The 21552-nt window shown below is 64.9% G+C and carries 15 protein-coding genes; 8 read left to right on the forward strand and 7 right to left on the reverse strand.

Annotated features, from left to right (window positions below):
* Window positions 1-192: 192 nt before the first annotated feature.
* Both FA90_RS15565 and parC read left to right on the forward strand, forming a co-directional pair.
* Window positions 193-2193 (forward strand): DNA topoisomerase IV subunit B, encoded by a 2001-nt coding sequence (locus FA90_RS15565; RefSeq protein WP_036170169.1) that lies wholly within the window; start codon window positions 193-195, stop codon window positions 2191-2193.
* A 13-nt stretch (window positions 2194-2206) separates the two neighbouring features.
* A complete protein-coding gene (gene parC, locus FA90_RS15570; protein WP_036170172.1) occupies window positions 2207-4540 on the forward strand; it encodes a DNA topoisomerase IV subunit A in 2334 nt (777 codons plus the stop codon).
* A 160-nt stretch (window positions 4541-4700) separates the two neighbouring features.
* On the opposite strand, the gene FA90_RS15575 is transcribed toward parC, so the two are convergent.
* From FA90_RS15575 to FA90_RS15585, 3 genes are all read right to left on the reverse strand, one after another.
* Window positions 4701-5192, reverse strand: a complete 492-nt coding sequence (locus FA90_RS15575) for a hypothetical protein (RefSeq protein ID WP_036170174.1) — start codon at window positions 5190-5192, stop codon at window positions 4701-4703.
* A 151-nt stretch (window positions 5193-5343) separates the two neighbouring features.
* Complete coding sequence (locus FA90_RS15580) at window positions 5344-5907, reverse strand: hypothetical protein (protein ID WP_036170177.1); 564 nt, start codon at window positions 5905-5907, stop codon at window positions 5344-5346.
* 103 nt (window positions 5908-6010) lie between these two features.
* Entirely contained in the window at window positions 6011-7453 is a 1443-nt protein-coding gene (locus FA90_RS15585) for an IgA Peptidase M64 (protein WP_036170179.1), read from the reverse strand.
* A 172-nt stretch (window positions 7454-7625) separates the two neighbouring features.
* On the opposite strand from FA90_RS15585, the gene FA90_RS15590 reads away from it, so the two are divergent.
* The 3 genes from FA90_RS15590 to FA90_RS15600 all read left to right on the forward strand — a co-directional run bounded on the left by FA90_RS15590 (window position 7626) and on the right by FA90_RS15600 (window position 10000).
* Window positions 7626-8702, forward strand: a complete 1077-nt coding sequence (locus FA90_RS15590) for an alpha/beta fold hydrolase (RefSeq protein ID WP_081934105.1) — start codon at window positions 7626-7628, stop codon at window positions 8700-8702.
* 128 nt (window positions 8703-8830) lie between these two features.
* Window positions 8831-9340 carry a DUF1579 family protein gene (locus FA90_RS15595; RefSeq protein WP_051971839.1) on the forward strand — a complete coding sequence of 170 codons (510 nt, stop codon included), beginning with the start codon at window positions 8831-8833 and terminating at the stop codon, window positions 9338-9340.
* 75 nt (window positions 9341-9415) lie between these two features.
* Window positions 9416-10000 (forward strand): hypothetical protein, encoded by a 585-nt coding sequence (locus FA90_RS15600; RefSeq protein ID WP_051971840.1) that lies wholly within the window; start codon window positions 9416-9418, stop codon window positions 9998-10000.
* A gap of 21 nt (window positions 10001-10021) precedes the next feature.
* On the opposite strand, the gene FA90_RS15605 is transcribed toward FA90_RS15600, so the two are convergent.
* Window positions 10022-11191 (reverse strand): cyanophycinase, encoded by a 1170-nt coding sequence (locus tag FA90_RS15605; RefSeq protein ID WP_239700764.1) that lies wholly within the window; start codon window positions 11189-11191, stop codon window positions 10022-10024.
* 154 nt (window positions 11192-11345) lie between these two features.
* A complete protein-coding gene (locus tag FA90_RS15610; RefSeq protein WP_036170184.1) occupies window positions 11346-11789 on the reverse strand; it encodes a GNAT family N-acetyltransferase in 444 nt (147 codons plus the stop codon).
* 170 nt (window positions 11790-11959) lie between these two features.
* On the opposite strand from FA90_RS15610, the gene argH reads away from it, so the two are divergent.
* Window positions 11960-13357 (forward strand): argininosuccinate lyase, encoded by a 1398-nt coding sequence (gene argH / locus FA90_RS15615; protein WP_036170186.1) that lies wholly within the window; start codon window positions 11960-11962, stop codon window positions 13355-13357.
* Window positions 13358-13431: 74 nt separating this feature from the next.
* Here the strand turns inward: argH and FA90_RS15620 are convergent, their stop codons facing one another.
* Window positions 13432-16290, reverse strand: coding sequence for a TonB-dependent siderophore receptor (locus FA90_RS15620; RefSeq protein WP_036170187.1), 2859 nt, complete (start codon window positions 16288-16290; stop codon window positions 13432-13434).
* Between the two features lie 223 nt (window positions 16291-16513).
* On the opposite strand from FA90_RS15620, the gene FA90_RS15625 reads away from it, so the two are divergent.
* Window positions 16514-19174 carry a M1 family metallopeptidase gene (locus FA90_RS15625; RefSeq protein ID WP_051971842.1) on the forward strand — a complete coding sequence of 887 codons (2661 nt, stop codon included), beginning with the start codon at window positions 16514-16516 and terminating at the stop codon, window positions 19172-19174.
* A 90-nt stretch (window positions 19175-19264) separates the two neighbouring features.
* Here the strand turns inward: FA90_RS15625 and FA90_RS15630 are convergent, their stop codons facing one another.
* Window positions 19265-21037: a glycoside hydrolase family 16 protein gene (locus FA90_RS15630; protein WP_036170189.1), complete on the reverse strand. Its 1773-nt coding sequence runs from the start codon at window positions 21035-21037 to the stop codon at window positions 19265-19267.
* A gap of 232 nt (window positions 21038-21269) precedes the next feature.
* Here FA90_RS15630 and FA90_RS15635 point away from each other — a divergent pair, with 232 nt between their 5' ends.
* Window positions 21270-21509: a hypothetical protein gene (locus tag FA90_RS15635; RefSeq protein ID WP_036170193.1), complete on the forward strand. Its 240-nt coding sequence runs from the start codon at window positions 21270-21272 to the stop codon at window positions 21507-21509.
* Window positions 21510-21552 lie beyond the last annotated feature (43 nt).

Here is a 21552-nt window from a genome sequence, read left to right on the forward strand (position 1 = left end):
ACCTTGAGAAAACGCACATTCATCGCTTGCAAACTTGCGCCCGACAGGCAAAAATACTGTATTTCCATACAGTCTTATCGCGTCGAACCACGTTGCATAGCCGCCAAGACGGCCCGGTGCCTCATTTTTTGACGTTCCCATTTCCGCGCGACAAGATAGAATGCGCAGCATTCGATTGATTGAATATCCAGCATGGCCACCAAAAAGAATCCGACCGATTACAGCGAATCATCCATCCGTGTCCTCAAGGGACTGGAGCCCGTCAAGCAGCGTCCGGGCATGTACACCCGCACGGAAAATCCGCTGCACATCATCCAGGAAGTGATCGACAACGCCTCCGACGAGGCGCTGGGTGGCCACTGCAAGAACATCGACGTGACGGTGAACGCCGACGGCTCGGTCACGGTCGAGGACGACGGCCGCGGCATCCCGGTCGGCGTCCACCCGGAAGAAGGCGTCTCGACCGTCGAGATCGTCTTCACGCGCCTGCACGCGGGCGGCAAGTTCGACAAGGGTTCGGGCGGCGCCTATGCGTTCTCGGGCGGCCTGCACGGCGTCGGCGTGTCCGTCACCAATGCGCTGTCCAAGCGCCTGGAAATCACCGTCTGGCGCAAGGATGACCAGGGCAACGGCATGCACAAGCTGGCCTTCGAAGCCGGCGACGTGGTCGAACCCCTGAGCTCCGCGCCGGCGGAACGCGGCGGCAAGAAGAACGGCACGCGCGTCACCGCCTGGCCGGACGGCAAATACTTCGATTCGCCCAACATCCCGATGGCCGAGCTGCAGCGCCTGCTGCGCTCGAAGGCCGTGCTGCTGCCGGGCGTGACCGTCACCCTCAAGAACGAAAAGACCGGCGACGTCCAGACCTGGCGCTACGACGAAGGCCTGCGCGGCTACCTGACCGAAGCGCTGGCGCAGACCGCCAACAACGGCCAGACGCTGATCCCGCTGTTCGAAGGCGCGCAGTACGCGGCCGGCGGCGACGACGGCTTTGCCGAAGGCGAAGGCGCGGCCTGGGTCGTGGCCTGGACCGAGGAAGGCGCCGTGGTGCGCGAATCCTACGTCAACCTGATCCCGACCCCGAGCGGCGGCACCCACGAATCCGGCCTGCGCGACGGCCTGTTCGGCGCCGTGAAAAACTTCGTCGAGATGCACTCGCTGCTGCCGAAAGGCGTCAAGCTGCTGCCCGAAGACGTGTTCGCGCGCGTCTCGTTCGTGCTGTCGGCCAAGGTGCTGGACCCGCAATTCCAGGGCCAGACCAAGGAGCGCCTGAATTCGCGCGACGCCGTCAAGCTGGTTTCGACGTTCACCAAACCGCCGCTCGAGCTGTGGCTGAACCAGCACGTCGAATACGGCCGCAAGCTGGCCGAACTCGTGATCAAGCAGGCCCAATCGCGCCTGCGCTCGCTACAGAAAGTCGAAAAAAAGAAATCTTCGGGCGTGGCCGTCCTGCCGGGTAAGCTCACCGATTGCGAATCGACCGACATCACGCGCAACGAACTGTTCCTGGTCGAGGGCGACTCGGCCGGCGGCTCGGCCAAGATGGGCCGCGACAAGGAATACCAGGCGATCCTGCCGCTGCGCGGCAAGGTGCTCAACACCTGGGAAACCGACCGCGACCGCCTGTTCGCCAACAACGAGATCCACGACATCGCGGTGGCGATCGGCGTCGACCCGCACGGCCAGGACGACAATCCGGACCTGACCGGCCTGCGCTACGGCAAAATCTGCATCCTGTCCGATGCGGACGTCGACGGCTCGCACATCCAGGTCCTGCTGCTGACGCTGTTCTTCAAGCACTTCCCGGCCCTGTTCCGCAACGGCCACGTGTGCGTCGCGCGTCCGCCGCTGTACCGCGTCGACGTGCCGGCGCGCGGCAAGAAGCCGATCCAGAAGCTGTACGCCCTGGACGACGGCGAACTGCTGGCCATCGAAGACAAGCTGAAGAAAGAAGGCTTGAAGCAAGGCAGCTGGGGTATCTCGCGCTTCAAGGGCCTGGGCGAGATGAACGCCGAGCAGCTGTGGGAAACCACGATGAACCCGGACACCCGGCGCCTGCTGCCGGTGGCCTTCGGCGACTACAACCTGCAAGAGTCCTCGGCGCGCTTCAACATGCTGATGGGTAAAGGCGAAGCCGCCGCCCGCCGCGCCTGGCTGGAAGAACACGGCAACGAGACCGAAGCGGACATCTGAACCAAACTGAACCATGACGCAAGCGAACCTCTTCGAACAACAAAACGAGCCCGCCGGCGACGCCGGCGAGACGCTCACCCTGTCCACCTTCGCCGAACGCGCCTACCTCGACTACGCGGTCTCGGTCGTGAAAGGCCGCGCGCTGCCGGACGTGGCCGACGGCCAGAAGCCGGTCCAGCGCCGCATCCTGTACGCGATGCACGAACTGGGCCTGGGCCCGACTGCCAAGCCGCGCAAATCGGCGGCCGTGGTCGGCGACGTGCTCGGTAAACTGCACCCGCACGGCGACCAGTCGGTCTACGACGCGCTGGTGCGCATGGCCCAGGACTTTTCGCTGCGCTACCCGCTGATCGACGGCCAGGGCAACTTCGGCTCGCGCGACGGCGACGGCGCGGCGGCGATGCGCTACACCGAAGCGCGCCTGACGCCGATTTCCCGCCTGCTGCTCGACGAGATCGACATGGGCACGGTCGACTTCCAGCCGAACTACGACGGTTCGGTCGAGGAGCCGCGCACCCTGCCCGCGCGCCTGCCGATGCTGCTGCTGAACGGGGCGTCGGGCATCGCGGTCGGCATGGCCACCGAAGTCCCGTCGCACAACCTGCGCGAAGTGGCCGCCGCGGCGGTCGCGATGATCCGCAATCCGAAGATCACCCACGCCGAGCTGATGACGATGGTACTGGGCCCGGACTACCCTGGCGGCGGCCAGATCATCACCCCGGCCACCAACATCGCCGACATCTACGCCTCCGGGCGCGGTTCGCTGAAGGTGCGTGCGCGCTGGAAGATCGAAGAACTGGCGCGCGGCCAGTGGCAGGCGGTCGTCACCGAACTGCCGCCGGGCTGCTCGGCCCAGCGCGTGCTGGAAGAGATCGAAGAGCTGACCAACCCGAAGGTCAAGGTCGGCAAGAAGGCGCTGCTGCCCGAGCAGCTCACGCTCAAGCAGAGCATCCTGGGCGCGCTCGACACCGTGCGCGACGAATCCGGCCGCGAGGCCCCGGTGCGCCTGGTGTTCGAGCCGAAGTCCAAGAACCAGGACCAGGCCGAGTTCATGCTGATGCTGCTGGCGCACACGTCGCTGGAGACCTCGGCGCCGATCAACCTGGTGATGATCGGCGGCGACGGCCGTCCGCGCCAGAAGGGCCTGGGCGAAATCCTGCAGGAGTGGATCGACTACCGCTTCACCACCGTCAAGCGCCGCACCGAGTTCAGGCTGGGCAAGGTCAACGACCGCATCCACATCCTGGAAGGCCGCGAGACCGTCCTGCTCAACATCGACGAAGTCATCGCCATCATCCGCAATTCGGACGATCCGAAGGCGGCGCTGATCGAGCGTTTCCGCCTGTCCGAGCGCCAGGCCGAAGACATCCTCGAGATCCGCCTGCGCCAGCTGGCGCGCCTGGAAGCGATCAAGATCCAGCAGGAGCTGGCCGAGCTGCGCGGCGAAAAGGAAAAGCTGGAAGACATCCTGGCCAATCCGTCGTCGATGAAGCGCCTGGTGATCCGCGAGATCGAGCTTGATGCCAAGCAGTACGGCGACGACCGCCGCACCCTGATCGAGGAAGCGCAGAAGGCCGTGGCCGAGCAGCGCGTCGTCGACGAACCGGTCACCGTCATCGTTTCGGAAAAAGGCTGGGTGCGCGCGCGTACCGGCATCGGCCACGACCCGGCCCAGTTCACGTTCAAGGCCGGCGATTCGCTCGGCGCCGTGTTCGAGTGCCGCACGGTCGACACGCTGCTGTGCATCGGCGACAACGGCAAGGCCTATTCCGTCCCGGTGGCGGCCCTGCCCGGGGCACGCGGCGACGGCGTGCCGATCACGACCCTGGTCGACCTGTCGGGCGGCGGACGCATCCTGTACTACTTCGCCGGCAACGCCGACACGCGCCTGCTGCTGGCCACCACCAGCGGCTTCGGCTTCATCGCCAAGGCCGGCGACATGGTCACGCGCCTGAAGGGCGGCAAGTCCTTCGTCACGCTGGACGACGGCGCGATCCCGCTGGCGCCGCGCGTGGTGCCCGACTCCGCCGGCGCCGTCGCCTGCCTGTCGGAAAAGGGGCGCGTACTGGTGTTCGGCATCGACGAAATGAAGGTGCTGACCAACGGCGGCCGCGGCGTCACGCTGATGGAGCTGGAGCCGAAGGAAACGCTGCTGGCGGCGCAGCCGATCAGCCAGCGCGGCGTCAACGTGGTCGGCACCTGGGCCGGCGACAAGCCGCGCACCGTCGAGCTGTTCGGCGTCGGCCTCGAGCCGCACTTCGGCAAGCGCGCCAAGAAGGGCAAGCCCCTGAGCGCCAAGCTCAAGGCGCGCGAGCTGGCGATGCGCACCACGGGCGACAGCGCTTAAACGGCGCCGCTCAGACGGTCATACAAAAAGGTCGCCCCGGGCAGGCCGGGGTCCACGCTGAGATGAGCGGCATCGCTCACTCAAGGTGGACCCCGGCTTGCACCGGGGCGATGTTTTTTCAGCCGAGCGCCTCGCGCATGCGCGCGAGGCCAGCTAGCGATTACTTGGCGTCAGCCTTGTGCGCGTCGGCGACGGCTTCGGCTTTCTTCTCGGTCGACTTGGCGTGTGCCTTGGCCTTGTCGGCGTTGGCGGCCACGACCTTCTTCTGCGCCTTTTCGTCGGCGGCGATGTCGGTCTTCTGTTCCTTCATGTCGGCCTTGGCGATCTTCTCTTCGGCCTTGGCGCTGGCCTTGGTTTTGTCGTCGGCGTCGGCCTTGGCGACTTTCTCGTTGGCGTCAGCGACTTTCTTGTCGTGCTTGGCCTGGGCCTTGGACTTCTTCTCCGAAGCTTTCGACTCGGCCTTGTTGATCTTGTCGTCAGCCTTGGCGACTTCCTTGGCTTCCTTCTGGTTGGCCTTGTCCATCTTGTCCTGCGCCTTCATGTCGGCGGAGGTCGAGCCCATCGGGGCGTTGGCCGGCATGGTGGTGGTGTTCTGTGCGTAGACCGAGGTAGCGAACAGGCCGGCGATCAGGGTAGCGAGAAGTTTTTTCATGATGTGGTACTCCTATCGTTATGGTGGGGTGGCGCCAGGCGCCGTTCTTTTTTATTAACCGACGAGTTCAGAATATTCCTTTGTATGGCTGAGCTCTGTTCGCCATCGCACGCAGTGCATTCCACTGGGCACTAAGTTGTTACCAGACATTTCAAGAGCCGCTCTTGGCCTGCGCAGCCTTCTGATCGCCCTTGGCTTTCGACTTGGCGTGCTTCTTCTGCGATGCCTCGACCGAAGCATCGGTCTTCATGCGGTCGCCCGGCACTTCGTGCACCGAGCGGGCATTGGCCTTCATGACTTCCTTCTCGGCCTTGGTGCCGGCCTTGCCGCGTCCGCCGCTGGCAGCCGGGCTCGGATCGCTGTTGTTCGGCGAAGTCGTGTTGGTGGCCTGGGCATTGACGTTGTCGCCCTTGCTGCCGATGACCGTGGTGCTCTTGCCGGTGACTTGGCCTTTGCTGTTGACGCCGGCCGCTTCCAGCGCCTGGCCGGTATGGGCCGAGCCGGTGTTGGCCGTGCCGTCGGTGCGCAGGCCGGTGCCCGAGGTGCCCGCTGCGGTCGAGTTGTTGCCCGACACGGCTTGGCCGATGGCGGGCGAGTTGGCCGAGCTGTGACGCTGCGACTCGTGTTGCGGCTTGGCCGTTTCCTGGGTCTGGGCGAAGGCCGAGCCGGCGATCAGCAGGCTGGTCAGGGCGATGAGGGTCTTGTGATGGTTCATGATGTTCTCGCTTTCTATGCTGTTTTGATAGTGAAACGAGAATAGGAGGGCCGCCCGGGTGCATCTGTTCGGCACCGCACCCAGGCACCGTGTTGCGATGTAACTATTTCTTTCCGGCTGGGCGAGCGTACAGGTCGATGATCTCGCTGATGCCGTCGCGGCAGACCTGGCAGAACTGCTCGCTGCGGTCGAACATGATGCACTGCATTGCCGGCCGGTAGTAGCCGCTGGCCTCGTAGTTGGCGCCCTCGAACGCGCCGATCGCCGTGCGGTAGCGCGCGCCGGCGAACAGCTCGCGCGTGCGCGCGAGGTCGTCGCGGAACAGCGCGTTCATCTCCGACTCCGGCCGGTTGGCCGCTCGCAAGGCCGCGCGCTTTTGCTGGTATGCGCGCGAATAGGCTTCGTACTCGGCTTTGGGCCAGGGCGTCGGCAGCGGCGTGCTGGCCTGCACGTGGCGCTTCCACTTCAGGTGTTCGGGGTCGCGCAGCGCGGTCACGTTCGGCTCCCACGGTTCCATCCGCGCCCCGCTCGACTGGTACGCCACCGGCGAGGTGTAGTACTCGTCGGCCAGGCCGGCGAAGTGATGGCCGAACTCGTGCACGAACAGGTAGTTGGCCCATTCGTTGCTCGCCGCGGCCGTGCTGAACTGGCCGAAGATGCCGCCGCCGCCGTAGGTGTCGTTGTTGACCAGGATCTCGATGAATTCGTAGGGCGCATACTGGGCGATGTCGCGCAGCGCGCGGTTGTCCAGCGTCAGCACGTAACGTTCGCTGCCGAAGATGTCGTAGCGCGCCCCCAGCGCGGAGGCGTGGTGCACGCCGGTCGACGGCCGCGAAACGCCCGATTCCTGGCTCGGCACCGCCATCGCCCAGACATTGAAATCGTTCGCACGCTCCTTGAACGGCGAGACCTCGAACAGGTGTTGCGTCAGCCGGCGCGCATCCTGCTCGAACTTCTTCATGTCGCCCTGCGTGTAGCCGTCGCCCAGGATCAGCAGATCGACCTTTTGCGGCGACGGACCGCCGAGATGGATCGGGATCGGCTTGGCTGGGGCCGGCGGCTGCTTGCGCACCACGTCCTGGGCGTCGGCATCGACGTCGACGCTCCAGGCGACCGAAAACTGGTTGCGCTCGTCGCGCTTGAGGATGCGCACGCGCACGGGACGGTCCGGCTTGGGAAATCGCACCGACTCGTGGAAGCCGCGGCTGAGTTTACTGGCTTCGTCCGTGCTCTTCCATTCGCCGAACACGGTCGAGAAATCGCGCGAGTACAGCAGCGCGCCGGTCTTGGCATCGGCCACTTCGACGCGGTTGTTGCCGCGATTGGTGTCGTCGAAGGGCTGTGACATGTCGCCCGGCCAGGGCAAGGGTTCGATCAACACGCGCTCGATGGCGTATTGCTCGGATAGGGTGTTGCCGCTGTGGATGTAGTCGAGGCGGACAGTGGCGGGCGGGCTTGTCGGCTGCGATGCGGCCGCCGCGGCGCCGGTGGCGAGCAGCGTCAGCGTCAGCGTTACGGCGGAAAGCCTGGACAGGAATCGGCGCATTGCATTCCTTGCAAAGTCATTTGAGTAGCACATTGTAGTCCGGCGGCGCCGAAGCTTGATCAGCCCGAGGCCCCTGCCCGGTGATCGTGGCGTCGAGACGCTTATCCATCCCGCATTGACTTTATATTCACAGCGGCAATACGATGCTCCATCGCTACCCATGGAGAATCGCATGCCGCTGCGGCTGATTGCACTTGCCAGCTTGAGTTTGACCGTGGCCGCATTCGCGCCGCACGCCCAGACTGCCGGCGACGACGCGCCGCACCTGTCGAGCGCGGCCTGCACCACGGCTGGCCAGCGCATCGACGAGGAAGGCTACGTCACCATCGGCGGCATCGAGCAATGGGTGCAGGTCAAGGGCGACAGCTGCAGTAACCCGGTGATCCTGCATGTGCACGGCGGCCCCGGCAATCCGGAAACGCCGTACACCGACCACATGTACAAGGAATGGGAGCGCGACTACACCATCGTCCAATGGGACCAGCGCGGCTCGGGCCTGACGTTTGCACGCAACAAGTTGACCGATGACGTGCCACTGCGCATCGAACAGCTGCGCGACGACGGCATCGAGGTCGCGCACTGGGCCATGAAACGCTTCCAGCGGCGCCAGGTGATCCTGATGGGCAGCTCGTGGGGCTCGGCGTTGAGCGTGTTCATGGTCAAGGCCAGCCCGGCGTCGTTCTGCGCCTACGTCGGCACCTCGCAGATCGTCTCGGAAGCGGCGATGCAGCGCCCCAGCTACGAGGCGGCGATGGCGCTGGCGCGCGCAGCCGGCGACCACGATTCGATCGCCAAGCTCGACGCGCTCGGCCCGCCGCCGTGGACCAATCCCCGCAACCCGGGCATCCTGCGCCGCGTGCTGCGCAAGTACGAAGCGACGAGTACCGATCCGATTCCGAAATCCTGGATGACGCCATCGTCGGCGCGCTACACGAGCGCCCAATACGAGACCAATTACACGGCCGGCGAGGATTATTCCTGGCTGCAGTTCGTCGGCTGGAAAGGCGACGGCATCGCTTCGCGTCTCGATTTCTACAAACTGGGCCCGGAGTTCGGCATGCCGGTGTACATGCTGCAGGGCGCGCAGGATCTGCTGACGATGCCGGCGTCGACCAGGCCTTATTTCGACAGCATCGAAGCGCCGCGCAAGGCATATGTGCTGGTGCCGCGCGCGGGACACGATCCGAATCCGCCGATGCTGGCTGCGCAGTTCAAGGTGCTCAGGGAGAATGTGGGGGAATGCAGGTAGTACGCAGGATCGAATAGATTCCGAATGGGCCAGATACAGACGCAGGTTTAGTCCGCGATCGACCGGGAGCCGTCACTCGCTTACCTGACTAACTCGATAACCGCAAAGAAGAGATGACTCCCTTTTACATGAAGCTGACAAAAGCCGTTTCATATTCCTTGTTGTTGTCTTGCGCTGGTAGCACACACGCACAGAACCAAGCCGTCCGTCCGGATTTGCTGGAAAAACTGGACGGCAAGTGGACGATGTTCGGAGATGTTCGAGGCAGGGCCGTCACCTATTCCATGCAGGCCAACCCGACTTTATTGGGGGCATTCACAGAACTGCGGATGCAGGACGTTCAAGTGCCTGCAAAGTATGCTGCCAACGTCTCTATTGCTTATGATAAAGCATCGAAAACCGTCATCGTGCACTGGCTGGACAGCTTCGGGGCCAAGAGCTCGATTCCTCATGGAACCGGTTACATCGATAAAAATACCCTGGTTTTCACCTTCCCCTACGAAGATGGGCAGTTGCGCGATACGTTCACCTTTCATCCCGATGGTGCTTATTGGACCTTTGTGCTGGATGCGATGCAATCGGATGGGAGCTGGAAAAATTTTGCCAAATATAAGGTCGTGAAAGACCCGGCTCCATGATCTGTTCCACGTTTTCCGAGATGGCAAGCGGAGCAAGCTGACCTTGAAGTGCAATCAACGTAATCTCGAGCGCCGATGACCGACTGGACAAGCAAAGCCGCCAGGCACCTCGGCGACATCGCCGTCACGATGCTGGTTTTCCTCGCGCTAAACCGCTTCAACGAGCTTTTGTTCATCCAGTTTGAACACAGCAGTGGCATCAATTGGGTATTCATGCCGGCCGGGATCCGGCTGCTGGCGACGCTGCTGTTCGGATTTGCCGGCTTCGAAGGCCTGCTGCTGGCCGGCTTTTACCTCAACTTCCAGCATTTCGATTTTCACACCGATGCCCGTGCATGGAGCGGCGCCGTGGCGGGCGCGCTCGGGCCTTATCTTGCCTATCTGTTTGCCAAACATTGGTTCAACCTGGGGCCGCGCCTCCAGGGATTGACCATGCCGCGGCTGCTGTTCACCAGCGTGCTGTGCGGAGTCATGAGTCCGATTTCCCATCACGCGTTCATGTGGGTGGAGACCGGCGTCGTGGATTGGCATGGCCTCGGGGTGATGATCAGCGGGGACAGTATCGGCATCGTGATCGTGCTGGTCATCGCCAAGGGTTTGATCGCGCTCGCAGACCGCCACGGTCCAGGCATCCAGCTCGCCAGCCGCTGGCGCCCGTGAGCCGCGCAGGCGCCGGCGTGCTTACTGCTTGTACTGGTACAGCGGCCGCCGGATCAGAATCGGGCGGATATCCAGGCGCAGATTCACGATCGAATACGCATCGGTCGACGCCGACTGGTAGCCCACGCTGTCCCCCGTGCGCGTGAACCGGAACTCGAAGCCGAGATCCGGCTGCACGCCGTTCGGGCTGCCGAGCGTGATGCCGATGGCTTCCGGCTGGTCGCTGTCGATCAGCTTGCTCATCAAATCGACCACCGTACTGTTGCCGAGGATGTCGGCGGAGAACAGGGGTTCGCGGTAGTAGGGCCGCGAGGGGTCGAGCTTGCCGTCGGCCTTGTCTTCGGAGGGCGTGAACTCGTGGGTGGCGATGTTCCAGCGGTCGCCGTTGTCGAGGTAGCTGACGCGCACGCCGCTGACGTTGAAGGCGCCTTCGTGCACGGTGGCGTTGACCAGGTCGAGCACCAGCGCACCCTTGTAGCCGACCACTTCGACGTCGCGGTTGGGCAGCACGACCATCGCCGTGTCCTCGTCGATGCCCAGGCCCAGCTTGTAGCCCTTTTTCAGCATCGCCGGCAGCATGCGCGCGAAGCGGCCGCGCACCAACAGGTGCTGGTCCACAAAAACGTCGTCGCCGATGAAGCCCAGGCCGTCGGTGATTTCCTTGCCCTCTTCCACACCCAGCTTGAGCGTGGCCAGCACCGCGCGCGGGCGGCCGAACATCGTGCTGCTCATGATGGCGGCGCCGGCGCTCGACCCGGCGATCACGCCGCCGCGCCGGTACATGTCCCACAAGGCGTCGAGCACGCGGGTGTTGCTGCCGTCATCGTGGCGCAGCGCGTGCGTGATGCGGCTCTGGTCGCCGCCGGCGAAGAAGGCGCCGTTGGCCGAGCGCACCAGGTCGGCCAGCTTGGGGTCGTCGGCCGCAACCCGGTAGTCGCTACCGGACAATTTGACGGCGACCGGCACGAAAAAGGCTTGCGCGCCGTAAGCGTTGAGGCGGCGCACCAGGTTCTTGCCGTCTTTTTCAGGAAAGCCGGCGGCCGACGGGAACACGGCGATGCGTGCGCCTTTGCCGCCGGCCAGCTGGATGATGCGCTCCCATACCGGCGCGTTGGCAGGCCGCAGGTTGCCGCCGATGATGACCAGCGTTCCCTTGGTTTGACTGTTGTCGGCTGCATTTGCTGCTTCCATCGCTAAAGAGGTCCAAAGCAATATTGACAGCGCAAGGGCGGCACGGAAAGCAAACCGGATCATGGACTCCTCTCCCACGTTTGAGGCGACACCGACCTCGTTAGCCTGATTGTAGAGGAGCGGCGCCGTGTTGAGGCGAATCAGGAGAGCTGAGTCAGGAGAGATAGATATTCGGCAAGACGAGTTCCATCGCCATGTCCGGACGCTGCAGCGGCGTGAAGCCGAACCGCTCGTACAGGCTGTGCGCATCGCTGGTATTGAGGGTGAAGCGGCGCAGGCCCTGCAGGCTCGGATGCTCCATCACCACGCGGATCAATTGCTTGGCATAGCCGTGGCCGCGGTATTCGGGCAGCACGAACACGTCGCACAGGTGGGCCGTGGTGGCATAGTCGGTGACCACGCGCGCGTAGGCGATCTGGCGCCCGTCGATATAGCCGCCGAAGCACAGCGAGCTTTCGATCGCGCGCTCGACCACGGGACGCGTAATGCCTACGGCCCAGGTCGAACTCTCACTCAGGAAGCGGTAGATCATCGGGACGTCGAGCTTGGTGCGGTCGGTACTCACGCGGAAACTCGAGTCGTTGGTTGTTGGAATCATGGACAGGCCAAATCGTTAAATCTGGTAAAAAAGCCAATTCTAGCGCCGATCGCCGTGATCAGGACGATTCCGCCAATCGTGCGAACCATGCTGACCACCGCACGGTCGTCCGAGCCTGGGTGCACAGTTTATAATCAGGAAATCCGAGCACTCTCACCCCCTCCTTCATCATGACCGCACAACTGTCCAAAAAAGCCGAAGCCTGGTCGGCCCGCTTCACCGAACCCGTTTCCGATCTCGTCAAGCGCTACACCGCCTCCGTGTTCTTCGACAAGCGCCTGGCGCTGTTCGACATCCAGGGCTCGCTGGCGCACGCCGAGATGCTGGCCGCGCAGGGCATCATCAGTGACCAGGACCGCGCCGACATCGAACGCGGCATGGCCCAGATCCGCGGCGAGATCGAAGCCGGACAGTTCGAGTGGCTGCTCGACCTGGAAGACGTGCACCTGAACATCGAGAAGCGCCTGACCGAACTGGTGGGCGATGCCGGCAAGCGCCTGCACACGGGCCGTTCCCGCAACGACCAGGTGGCGACCGACATCCGCCTGTACATGCGCGCCGCCATCGACGACGTGCTGGCCTTGCTGAAGGGGCTGCGTGGCGCCCTGACCGATCTGGCCGAGCAGCACTTCGATACCATCATGCCGGGCTTCACGCACCTGCAGGTGGCGCAGCCGGTGACCTTCGGCCACCACCTGCTGGCCTATGTCGAGATGTTCGGCCGCGACGCCGAGCGCATGGCGGACACGCGCCGCCGCGTGAACCGCCTGCCGCTGGGCGCCGCCGCCCTCGCCGGCACCACCTTTCCGATCGACCGCCTGCGCGTGGCCAAGACCCTGGGCTTCGAGGACGTCAGCCACAACTCGCTCGATGCTGTGTCGGACCGCGACTTCGCGATCGAGTTCACGGCAGCCGCATCGGTCTTGATGATGCACATCTCGCGCATGTCGGAAGAGCTGGTGACGTGGATGAGCCCGCGTGTCGGCTTCATCGACATCGCCGACCGCTTCTGCACCGGCTCGTCGATCATGCCGCAGAAGAAAAACCCGGACGTGCCCGAGCTGGCGCGCGGCAAGACCGGCCGCGTCTACGGCCACCTGATGGGCCTGCTCACGCTGATGAAGGGCCAGCCGCTGGCCTACAACAAGGACAACCAGGAAGACAAGGAACCGCTGTTCGACACCGTCGACACCGTGCTGGACACCCTGCGCATCTTTACCGACATGGCGGCCGGCATCAGCGTCAAGGCCGAGAACATGCGCGCCGCCGCGCTGCAGGGCTACGCCACCGCGACCGACCTGGCCGACTACCTGGTCAAGAAGGGCCTGCCGTTCCGCGATGCCCACGAGGCCGTGGCGCACGCGGTGCGCGCCTGCGACGTCGCCGGCTGCGATTTGTCCGAGATGCCGCTCGAACGCCTGCAGGAATTCTCGGCGCTGATCGACGACGACGTGTTCGCCGTGCTGACGCTGGAAGGCTCCGTTGCCGCGCGCGACCACGTGGGCGGCACCGCGCCGAACCAGGTGCGCCAGGCCATCGCGCGGGTGCGCGCGCAGCTGGCTGAATAAACTGGCCGAATGAACCGGCTGGGTGAATAAAAAACGCCGGGACAGCCCGGCGTTTTTTTCGTCCGCGATCCGGCTCAGAACCGGTAATTCGCACCGACGTTGAAGAAACGGCCGACCGCGCCCGCCGAATGCAGCGACAGGTTGTACGGATAGCCGCTGCCGTAGGTGCTGACGTCCACCGGCGGCTGCTGGTTGAACAGGTTGGTGACCGATGCGTGCAGGGTCCACTTCGGATCGACCTTGTAGTTCACGGTCAGGTCGGTCTCCAGGAAACCGTGGACGCGGCAGAACTGGTCCGGCGTATTCCCGCTCGGGAAGACGCCATTCATCGTGCCGCCGTCGGCGCAGGTCAGCTGGCCGCTGGTCGGGTCGGTCAGATCGTAGCCTTTGGTCCAGTGCAGCGTGGTGGCGACGTCCAGCGCGCCGCGTTCCCATTCGAATTCCAGCTGCGCGCGATCCTTTGGATTGGCGGTGTCGGCGCCGATGCCCGCCGGGCCGTGGCCGCCCGCCAGCTCATACGCCTGTCCCGCGATCGTCATCACGTAGCTGAACGCGTGGGTGTACTGCAATTCGGTCCGCAAGCGGCCGTAGCTGCCCAGGTTCCAGCGGTAGCGGGTGTCGAGTTCCAGGCCGCGGGTGCGGGTGCTGTTGGCGTTGATCGGCGTCGCCGGATAGTAGGCGATGCGACCGATCGCCGGCGTGCAGGTGACGGTGCCGCCGTTGCCGTCCGCGCAATCGCCGGGGGCCGGCGCCAGGCGCACCGGCGTGCCCGACAACGGCCCGCCGACGATCTGGTCGTTGACCGTGATCTGGTACAGGTCGAGCGTCGTGCTCCAGCCGCGCACCGGTTCCAGGATCACGCCCAGCGTCGCGGACACCGAGTGCTCCGGCTTCAGGTCGGGGTTGGTCGTCGTCAGGCCGATCAGTGACGCGTTGCACGATGCGATCACGGTGCCGACCGGATAGCGGCCATCCGGCCGGTAGCCGCCCGGGCACAGGATCGGATCGGCGGCGTTGCCCACGCCGCCGCTGCTGGCCGAGTTGCCGTTCTCGGCCGGACCCGGCGCGCGGAAGCCCTTGGCGAGGGTGCCGCGCAAGGCGATCACTTCGTTGGGCGTGAACTTGAAGGCCACCTTCGGCGTGGTCGAGTTGCCGGCCAATTTGTAGTGGTCATAGCGCACGGCGCCGTCGAGTTCGAGGCTCTTGAGCACCGGTGCGCTAAATTCCGCGAACACCGAGCTGACCGTGTCGGAGCCGAACGCGTAGGCGCCGCTGGTGATGCCATCGGCATTCGGCATGGACGGCGCCGACAGCTTGGTATGGAAGATCTGGCCGCCGGCGCTGACCTGCAGATCGCCACCGGCCAGCTTGGCCAGCGAACGGGTCGCATGGCCTTCGGCGAAGTCGAGTTCGGACGTGTCGAACGAGGACGGGGTCGTGGTGATGGACGCCAGGTCGGCCGCGCTCGGGCTGGTGAGAGAGAACGGCGTGCCGCTGCGGTTCAGGGCGGCGTTCAGCGCCGGCACGTTCAGGCTGCCGGGCGCCTTGCGCTCCAGGTTGTCGCGGGTATAGCCGAACGACAAATCGAGGTCCCAAGCGCCCAGGCTGCCGGTGAAATCGGCCACCAGGCGATAGGCTTTCGAATCGGTAATGACGTCATGCTCGGGCGCGCCCGGGATGGCGCCTCGCAGCATGGCCGGCACGCCGAATGGATTGCCGGGGTAGTTGGCCGGTACGCGGATCGCTGGAATCGCCGAGCCGGCGATGTAGTGCGGCGCGATACCCGGCAACATCTCCAGCTGGTTGGCATACGACGATGGGTAATAGGTCGGATCCTGCGGCAGCGTCGCGCGGCTCTCGAACATCGAGGCCTTCAGGTTGGCTTGCCAGTCGCCGCCCAGCTTGCGCGTGTAGCTGGCGAGCAGGTTGATGTTCTCGGTGCGCGGCTGGATCACCTTGTTCGGATTGGTGAAGGCGCAGCCGCCGCCCGCCAGCTGGGCATAGCTGGCGCAGGCGGTGCCCGGCAGGAAGGCGAAAGCCGCGCTGTTGTCGGCGCCCGGCACGCGCGTCACGTTCGGGTTGACCAGGTAGGGCGAGAGCGTGTTCGGCGCCGTGTTTTGCGGCGTGATCATCCCGGGCATGCTGTTGTTGCCGCCGAAAGGCGACATGTCGAGCTGCTGCCAGATGCCGCGCCCCTGGCGCTGGGTGTAGAAGATCGGATCCTGGTGGCGGTATTCGGCACTGACGTAGGCGTTGTAGCCGTCGGCATCGAGGTCGCCCATGCCGTGCGTCACGCTGAAGTGCTGGGTCTTGCCGCCGCCTTCGGTGGCGCGGCCGCCCTCGGCCGACAACATCGTGCCGGTGAGGTTTTTCTTCAGGATCACGTTGACCACGCCCGCCATCGCATCCGAACCATACAGGGCCGAAGCGCCGTCCTTCAGGATCTCGATGCGCTCGATCGAATCGAAAGGGATGTTGGAAATGTCGACAAACGAGCGCGAGCCATCGTCCGCCAGCGGATACGACGTCATGCGGTGACCGTCGATCAGCACCAGGGTCGCGTTGTCGTTCAAGCCGCGCAGCGAAATGCCGCTGGCGCCACCGGCGAAACCGCCGGTGAAATTCTGGCTCAAGGTACCGGCGCCGTTGGCGGTGATGTGCTGCAGCACTTCGGCGACCGAGGTGTAGCCGGAATTCTTCAATTCCTTGGTGCTGATGACCTGCACCGGGCTGGTCGTCTCGGCGTCGGCGCGCCGGATGTAGGAACCGGTGACCTCGACGCGCTGCACGGGGCCGTTGGCGCCCAGGCCATCGGCTTGCGGATCGCTCGGCTGCTGCTGGGCCAGCGCGCCGGCGGCGAAGGTGGCGGAGAAGGCGCCGGCCGCCACCAGCTGGGCGATCGTGCGCGGCAAAATTTTCAGATGACTCGACATGGGTTTCCTGGCTCTCTTGGTTGACTACGCGTTTATTTGCTGAAAACAGCTCTCTTTAAATTTATTTACTAATAAAAATTTTCTCGTGTCAAAAGAGTTCTGAAAGGAGTGTTGTGTTCACTGAAATGTAATGAAACAACGTTTCCCAGGTTGAATTATGATTGACATGCTCCTGAGGCAAGACTAAGTTTTTGGATCGTTTCAACCGAAGAGGTGTCGTTCCATGCGCAGGATCCCATTCGCGACCGCCGTCTTGTGCGCGGCCATCGGCTTGTCGTTCAACCCGGGCGCGCAGGCGGCGCCGGACGCGTCGCAGGCGCCGTTCTCGTTCGCCAAGGCCCCCGGCCACCTGTCCAAGAACGTCGTCCCGCTCGACTACACGGTCGCCATCACGCCGGACGTCGACAAGCGCACGCTGCACGGCACCGAGTCCGTCAAGTTGCAGTTCAAGGCAAGCAGCGACACGATCCAGTTCAATGCGATCGGCATGCGCTTCGAAAACGTGCGCCTGGACGGCAAGCCGGTCAAGAACGTCGCCATCGACGAGACGCGCCAGATGGTCACGGTGACGCTGGCGGCGCCGGCCAAACCGGGCACGCACGTGCTCAGCCTGGCCTACGACGCTAAGATCGAAACCGGCCCGCGCGGCCTGTTCGCCCAGCCTTTCCAGAAGCCGGACGGCAGCCGCGACGTCCTGCTCTCGACCCAGTTCGAAGCGACCGACGCGCGCCGCATGTTCCCCTGCTGGGACGAGCCGGCCTTCCGTGCGCGCTTCCAGCTCAGCGCGACGGTTCCGGCCAAGTGGGCGGCGATCTCGAACATGCCGATCGAGCGCCGCGTGGTGCACGGCGACACCGCCACCACGACCTTCAAGCGCTCGCCGGCGATGGCCTCCTACCTGGTCGAATTCACCGGCGGCGACATGGCCAGCATCTCGACCCGCGCCGGCGACACCGCGATCAACCTGTGGGCCGTGCGCGGCCAGGAAAACAACGGCAAGGTCGCGCTCGAGGACGCGCGCCAGATCCTGCTCGACTACAACGACTACTTCGGCATCCCCTTCCCGCTGCCCAAGCTGGACGCGATCGCGGTGCCGGGCGGCTTCCAGGGCGCGATGGAAAACTGGGGGGCGATCACCTACAACGACCAGACCTTGCTGCTGACGCCGACGTCGACCATCGACAACCGCCAGCTGGTGTTCAGCATCGAGGCGCACGAGATGGCGCACCAATGGTTCGGCGACCTGGTGACGATGGGCTGGTGGGACGACATCTGGCTCAACGAAAGCTTCGCTTCCTGGGGCGCGGCCAAGGAAACCGACCGCCGCAACCCGAGCTGGCACGCGCGCGAATCCGAGGACGCCGGCAAGGAAGCGGCGATGCGCGTCGACGCGCGCCTCGGCTCGCACGCGGTGCACTATCCGGTCGAGGACGAGCTGCAGCCGCAAAACAATTCCGACCCGCTGATCATCTACAACAAGGGGCAAGCGGTGCTGCGCATGCTCGAGGCCTACGTCGGCGCCGACAAATTCCGCGACGGTATCCGCGCCTACATGAAGGCGCGCCAGTATTCGAACGCCACCAGCACCGACCTGTGGAACGCGCTCGGTGCGGCCAGCGGCCAGGACATCGGGGCGCTGGCGCGCGCCTGGACCGAGCAGCCCGGCTTCCCGCTGGTGACCGCAACGGCCGAATGCAGCGGCGACGCGCGCACGCTGGTGCTGAGCCAGCAGCGCTTCCTGCTGCACGGCCAGGACACGACGCGCGCGCACTGGGCGGTGCCGCTGCGCCTGCGCGTCGGCGCCGGCGGCACGCCGCAATCGGTGCTGCTGACCCAGGATAAGCAGCGTATCCCGGCCGGCCGCTGCGACCAGCCGGTCTCGCTCAACGCCGACGCCGACGGCTTTTTCCGCGTGGCCTACGACGAGCGCCTGCTGGAACTGAACACGCGCCAGTTCGCCGGCTTGCCGGACCGCGACCGCATCGCCCTGCTCGACGACGAGTGGGCGCTGGTCGAAAGCGGCGCGCAGCCGCTGTCGCGCTACCTGGCGCTGGCCGCGGCGATGGGCACCAACCCGAACGAACGCGCCTGGAACCAGGTGCTGGGCGCATTCGACACCATCGAACGCGCCGAGCGCGGCACGCCAGGGCACGATGCCTTCGTCGCGTGGGCGCGCGGCGTGGTCAAGCCGGTCGCCGGGCGCATGGGCTGGACTCCGGCGCCGGACGAAACGGCCGGCGTGCAGCGCCTGCGCCGCACCCTGATCGCGCACCTGGGCGCCTGGGGCGATGGGGCCGTGGTGGCCGAGGCACGCAAGCGCTTCGCGGCGTTCGTGGCCGACCGCAACAGCCTGGCGCCGGACGACCAGGGCACGATCCTGACCATCGTCGCGCAGAACGCCGATGCCGCCACCTTCGAGCAACTGCACGCGATCGCGCGCGGCGCGAAAAACGAGACCGAGGTGCGGCGCTTCTACCCGGTGCTGATGCGCGTACGTGATCCGCAGCTGGCGGCGCAGGCGGCGCAGATCGCGCTCTCCCCCGAGATCCCGCCGCAGGCCGACGTGCTGCGCCTGGGCCTGGTGCTCACGCTATCGGCCGAGAACCCGCAGCTGGCCTGGTCGACGTTCACGACGCACCTGGACGCGCTGACCGCGGCCAATCCCGGCAACCGCCCGAACGTGCTGGCCAAGACCGTGCCGGAAGTGTTCTGGAGCAGCGTGCCGCTCGACACCCTGCAGGCCTGGGTCAAGGATCACGTCGAGCCGGGCATGGCCGGGACGCTCGCCGACAGCATGGAAACGGCGCGCTTCCGCCTCGACGAGAAGGTGCGCCTGGTGCAGGCGGCGGACCAGGCGGTCCAGCAGGGGCAGGAGCGGCGCTGAACGAAAAAAGGCCGGCGCGAGGCCGGCCAATCCCGTCGGAAGCTGAAACGGCCCCGGCCCGGCGCATGTCCGGTCCGGGGCTTTTTCGCATCAATGCATCGTGTAGCTCTGCGCGGCGGTATCGACCGCGTAGTTCTTGCCGGCGTCCCAGTAGGTGAAGCTGTACTGGACCACGTCGCCGATCTTCAGCCCGCCCGCCGTGTAGGTGTTGGTGCTGCCGCCGAGCTGCATGCGCACGTTCTGCTGCGCGCCACCGTTGACCGTATAGTGCACGTCGGCCCAGCTGCCGGTGTTGGCGGTGAACTGCAGCATCGTCGCCGAGGTCTGCGTGACCGAGGTCAGGGTGGACGGCGGCGGCGTGGTGCTGGCGGTGCCGGAGTCATAGTAGACATCGTCGATCGCGAACTGGAAGGCCGAACCCGGCAGGTTGTTGGCGTCGCTCGAGATCATGAAGACGTCCAGCAGCGACTGCGCCGCCACCTTGGCGCCGAGCAGCGTCGAGACCGGGATCGAGGCCTGGGCCCAATCGCCGTTGCGCACCAGGCCGTAGGCGGTGGTGTTGGCCGGGAAGTTGACGTAGTTCTGGTTGGTGTAGGTGTCGCCCACGCCGATGTTGAACGAGACGTTGGCCGGGATCTTGATGCGGAACTTCAGCGTGCCGTTGCGGAAGTTGGACAGGTCGCGCGCCTGGCGCGACTGCACGCCGCCGCCCCACCACTGACCCGGCGTCGTGTAAGCCCAGGCGATCACGTTGCTGCCCTCGTACGGGGCGGTGTTGCCGGCGCCGCTCGACGCGCTGTTCCACAGGTAGATGTCGGAACTGGTGCCGGCCACCAGCTTGTTGTTGACCGCCGTGTTATCGGTGAACACGCCGAACTTGCCGGTTTCGGGCTGGATCTGGTTGCCCAGCTTGACCGAACCCTTGCCGTCCAGCTGATACACGCGCACGTAATCGACGTACATCGTGCCCGGCAGCGGCGCCGTGACCTGGCTGGCCGAGGTGGCGTCGGTGAAGTTGCCGCCCACCGCCAGGTTGAGCAGCAGGTAGAACGGCGCCTGCAGCGAGGCCGAATTGACCGGCAGGACGTTGTTGTACATGTTGTACTCGACGCCGTTGTCGACCACCGTGAAGCGCATCTCGCTCTCGGTCCAGTACAGGCGGTATTTCACGAAACGGCCCGCCAGCGAGGTGCTCGGGACGTACCAGTTCTTGGTCTGCCAGGCGGTCGAGGCGGCGCAGCTCTCGTTGCCGGTGACGCAGGCCGATTGCTGCCAGGTGATCACGTTCGAGCCGACGAAGTTGTTGGTCGACGGCGAGCCGGCCGCCGTGCGCTGCGAGGCGCTATGGCCCTGCTCCATGATGTCGATCTCGCCGTTGCGCGGCCAAGTCTGCGCGGCGGTGCCGAGCATCCACGCGGCCGGCCACAAGCCGGTGGCGACGTTCGGCGCGGCCATGCGGATCTCGACCATGCCGTACTGGACCTGCACCTTGCCATGGGTGTCGAGCTTGCCCGAGGTGAAGACGTTACTGCCCACCGTCTGCCTTTGCGCTTTGATCGCGAGCGCGCGCGTGCCGGCCTCGAAGGGCACGTCGACGATCGACAGGTTGTTCGGGCTGTAGTACTCGAGCTCGGCGTTGCCGTAGCCGCACAGGTTGATCTGGCAGCCATTGCCGTCGGTGGCGGTCCAGGTGGCCGTGTTCAAGGTCGAGCCATTGAACTCTTCCGACCACAGCAGCTGGCCGATGACCGGGTTGCTGACGCTGGCCGAGGCCTGCGATGCCGCGCAGGCCAGGACACACCCGGCTGCGATGGCTTGGAAACGATCCCAAACCGCCTGACGTTTTTGATGTTGGTTATTCACTTCGACTCCTCTTTTCACTTCAAAGAAAATGCGGCACACCTCTACGGGCGGGTCGCGCTGTGCCAACTTCGCTTGTTGGTCTTTGATGATCTGCAGGTAGCTAAAGGCGGTGGAAAGGTTTCCAAGTATGTACGAGAAATATAAACCCGTTTAACGAACTCTGCAATGGATTTGACATGTATCAGATCGCGTGTCGGATACAATCGGCTCTCGGGTTTCGGAGGATGGCAGCATGGAACGCTACAAGAACCACGGCGGCGAATCGGGCGTGGTCGCCTACGACATCGACGCCGGCCAGATCATCGTCGAGTTTCACGACGGCAAGCGCTACCTCTACACCGAGGACAGCGCCGGCGCGGCCAACGTCGCCAGGATGCAGGAGCTGGCCCGAGCCGGCGAAGGCCTGGGCGCCTTCATCAACCGGCACGTGCGCGACCACTACGCGAAACAGATCAAGTGGGGGCCGCTGTAGGCGCACTCGGGCGCACGCGGGCGTGCGCGGCATGGTCGGGGCG

This window comes from Massilia sp. 9096 (genome assembly GCF_000745265.1).
Lineage (GTDB): Bacteria > Pseudomonadota > Gammaproteobacteria > Burkholderiales > Burkholderiaceae_D > Telluria.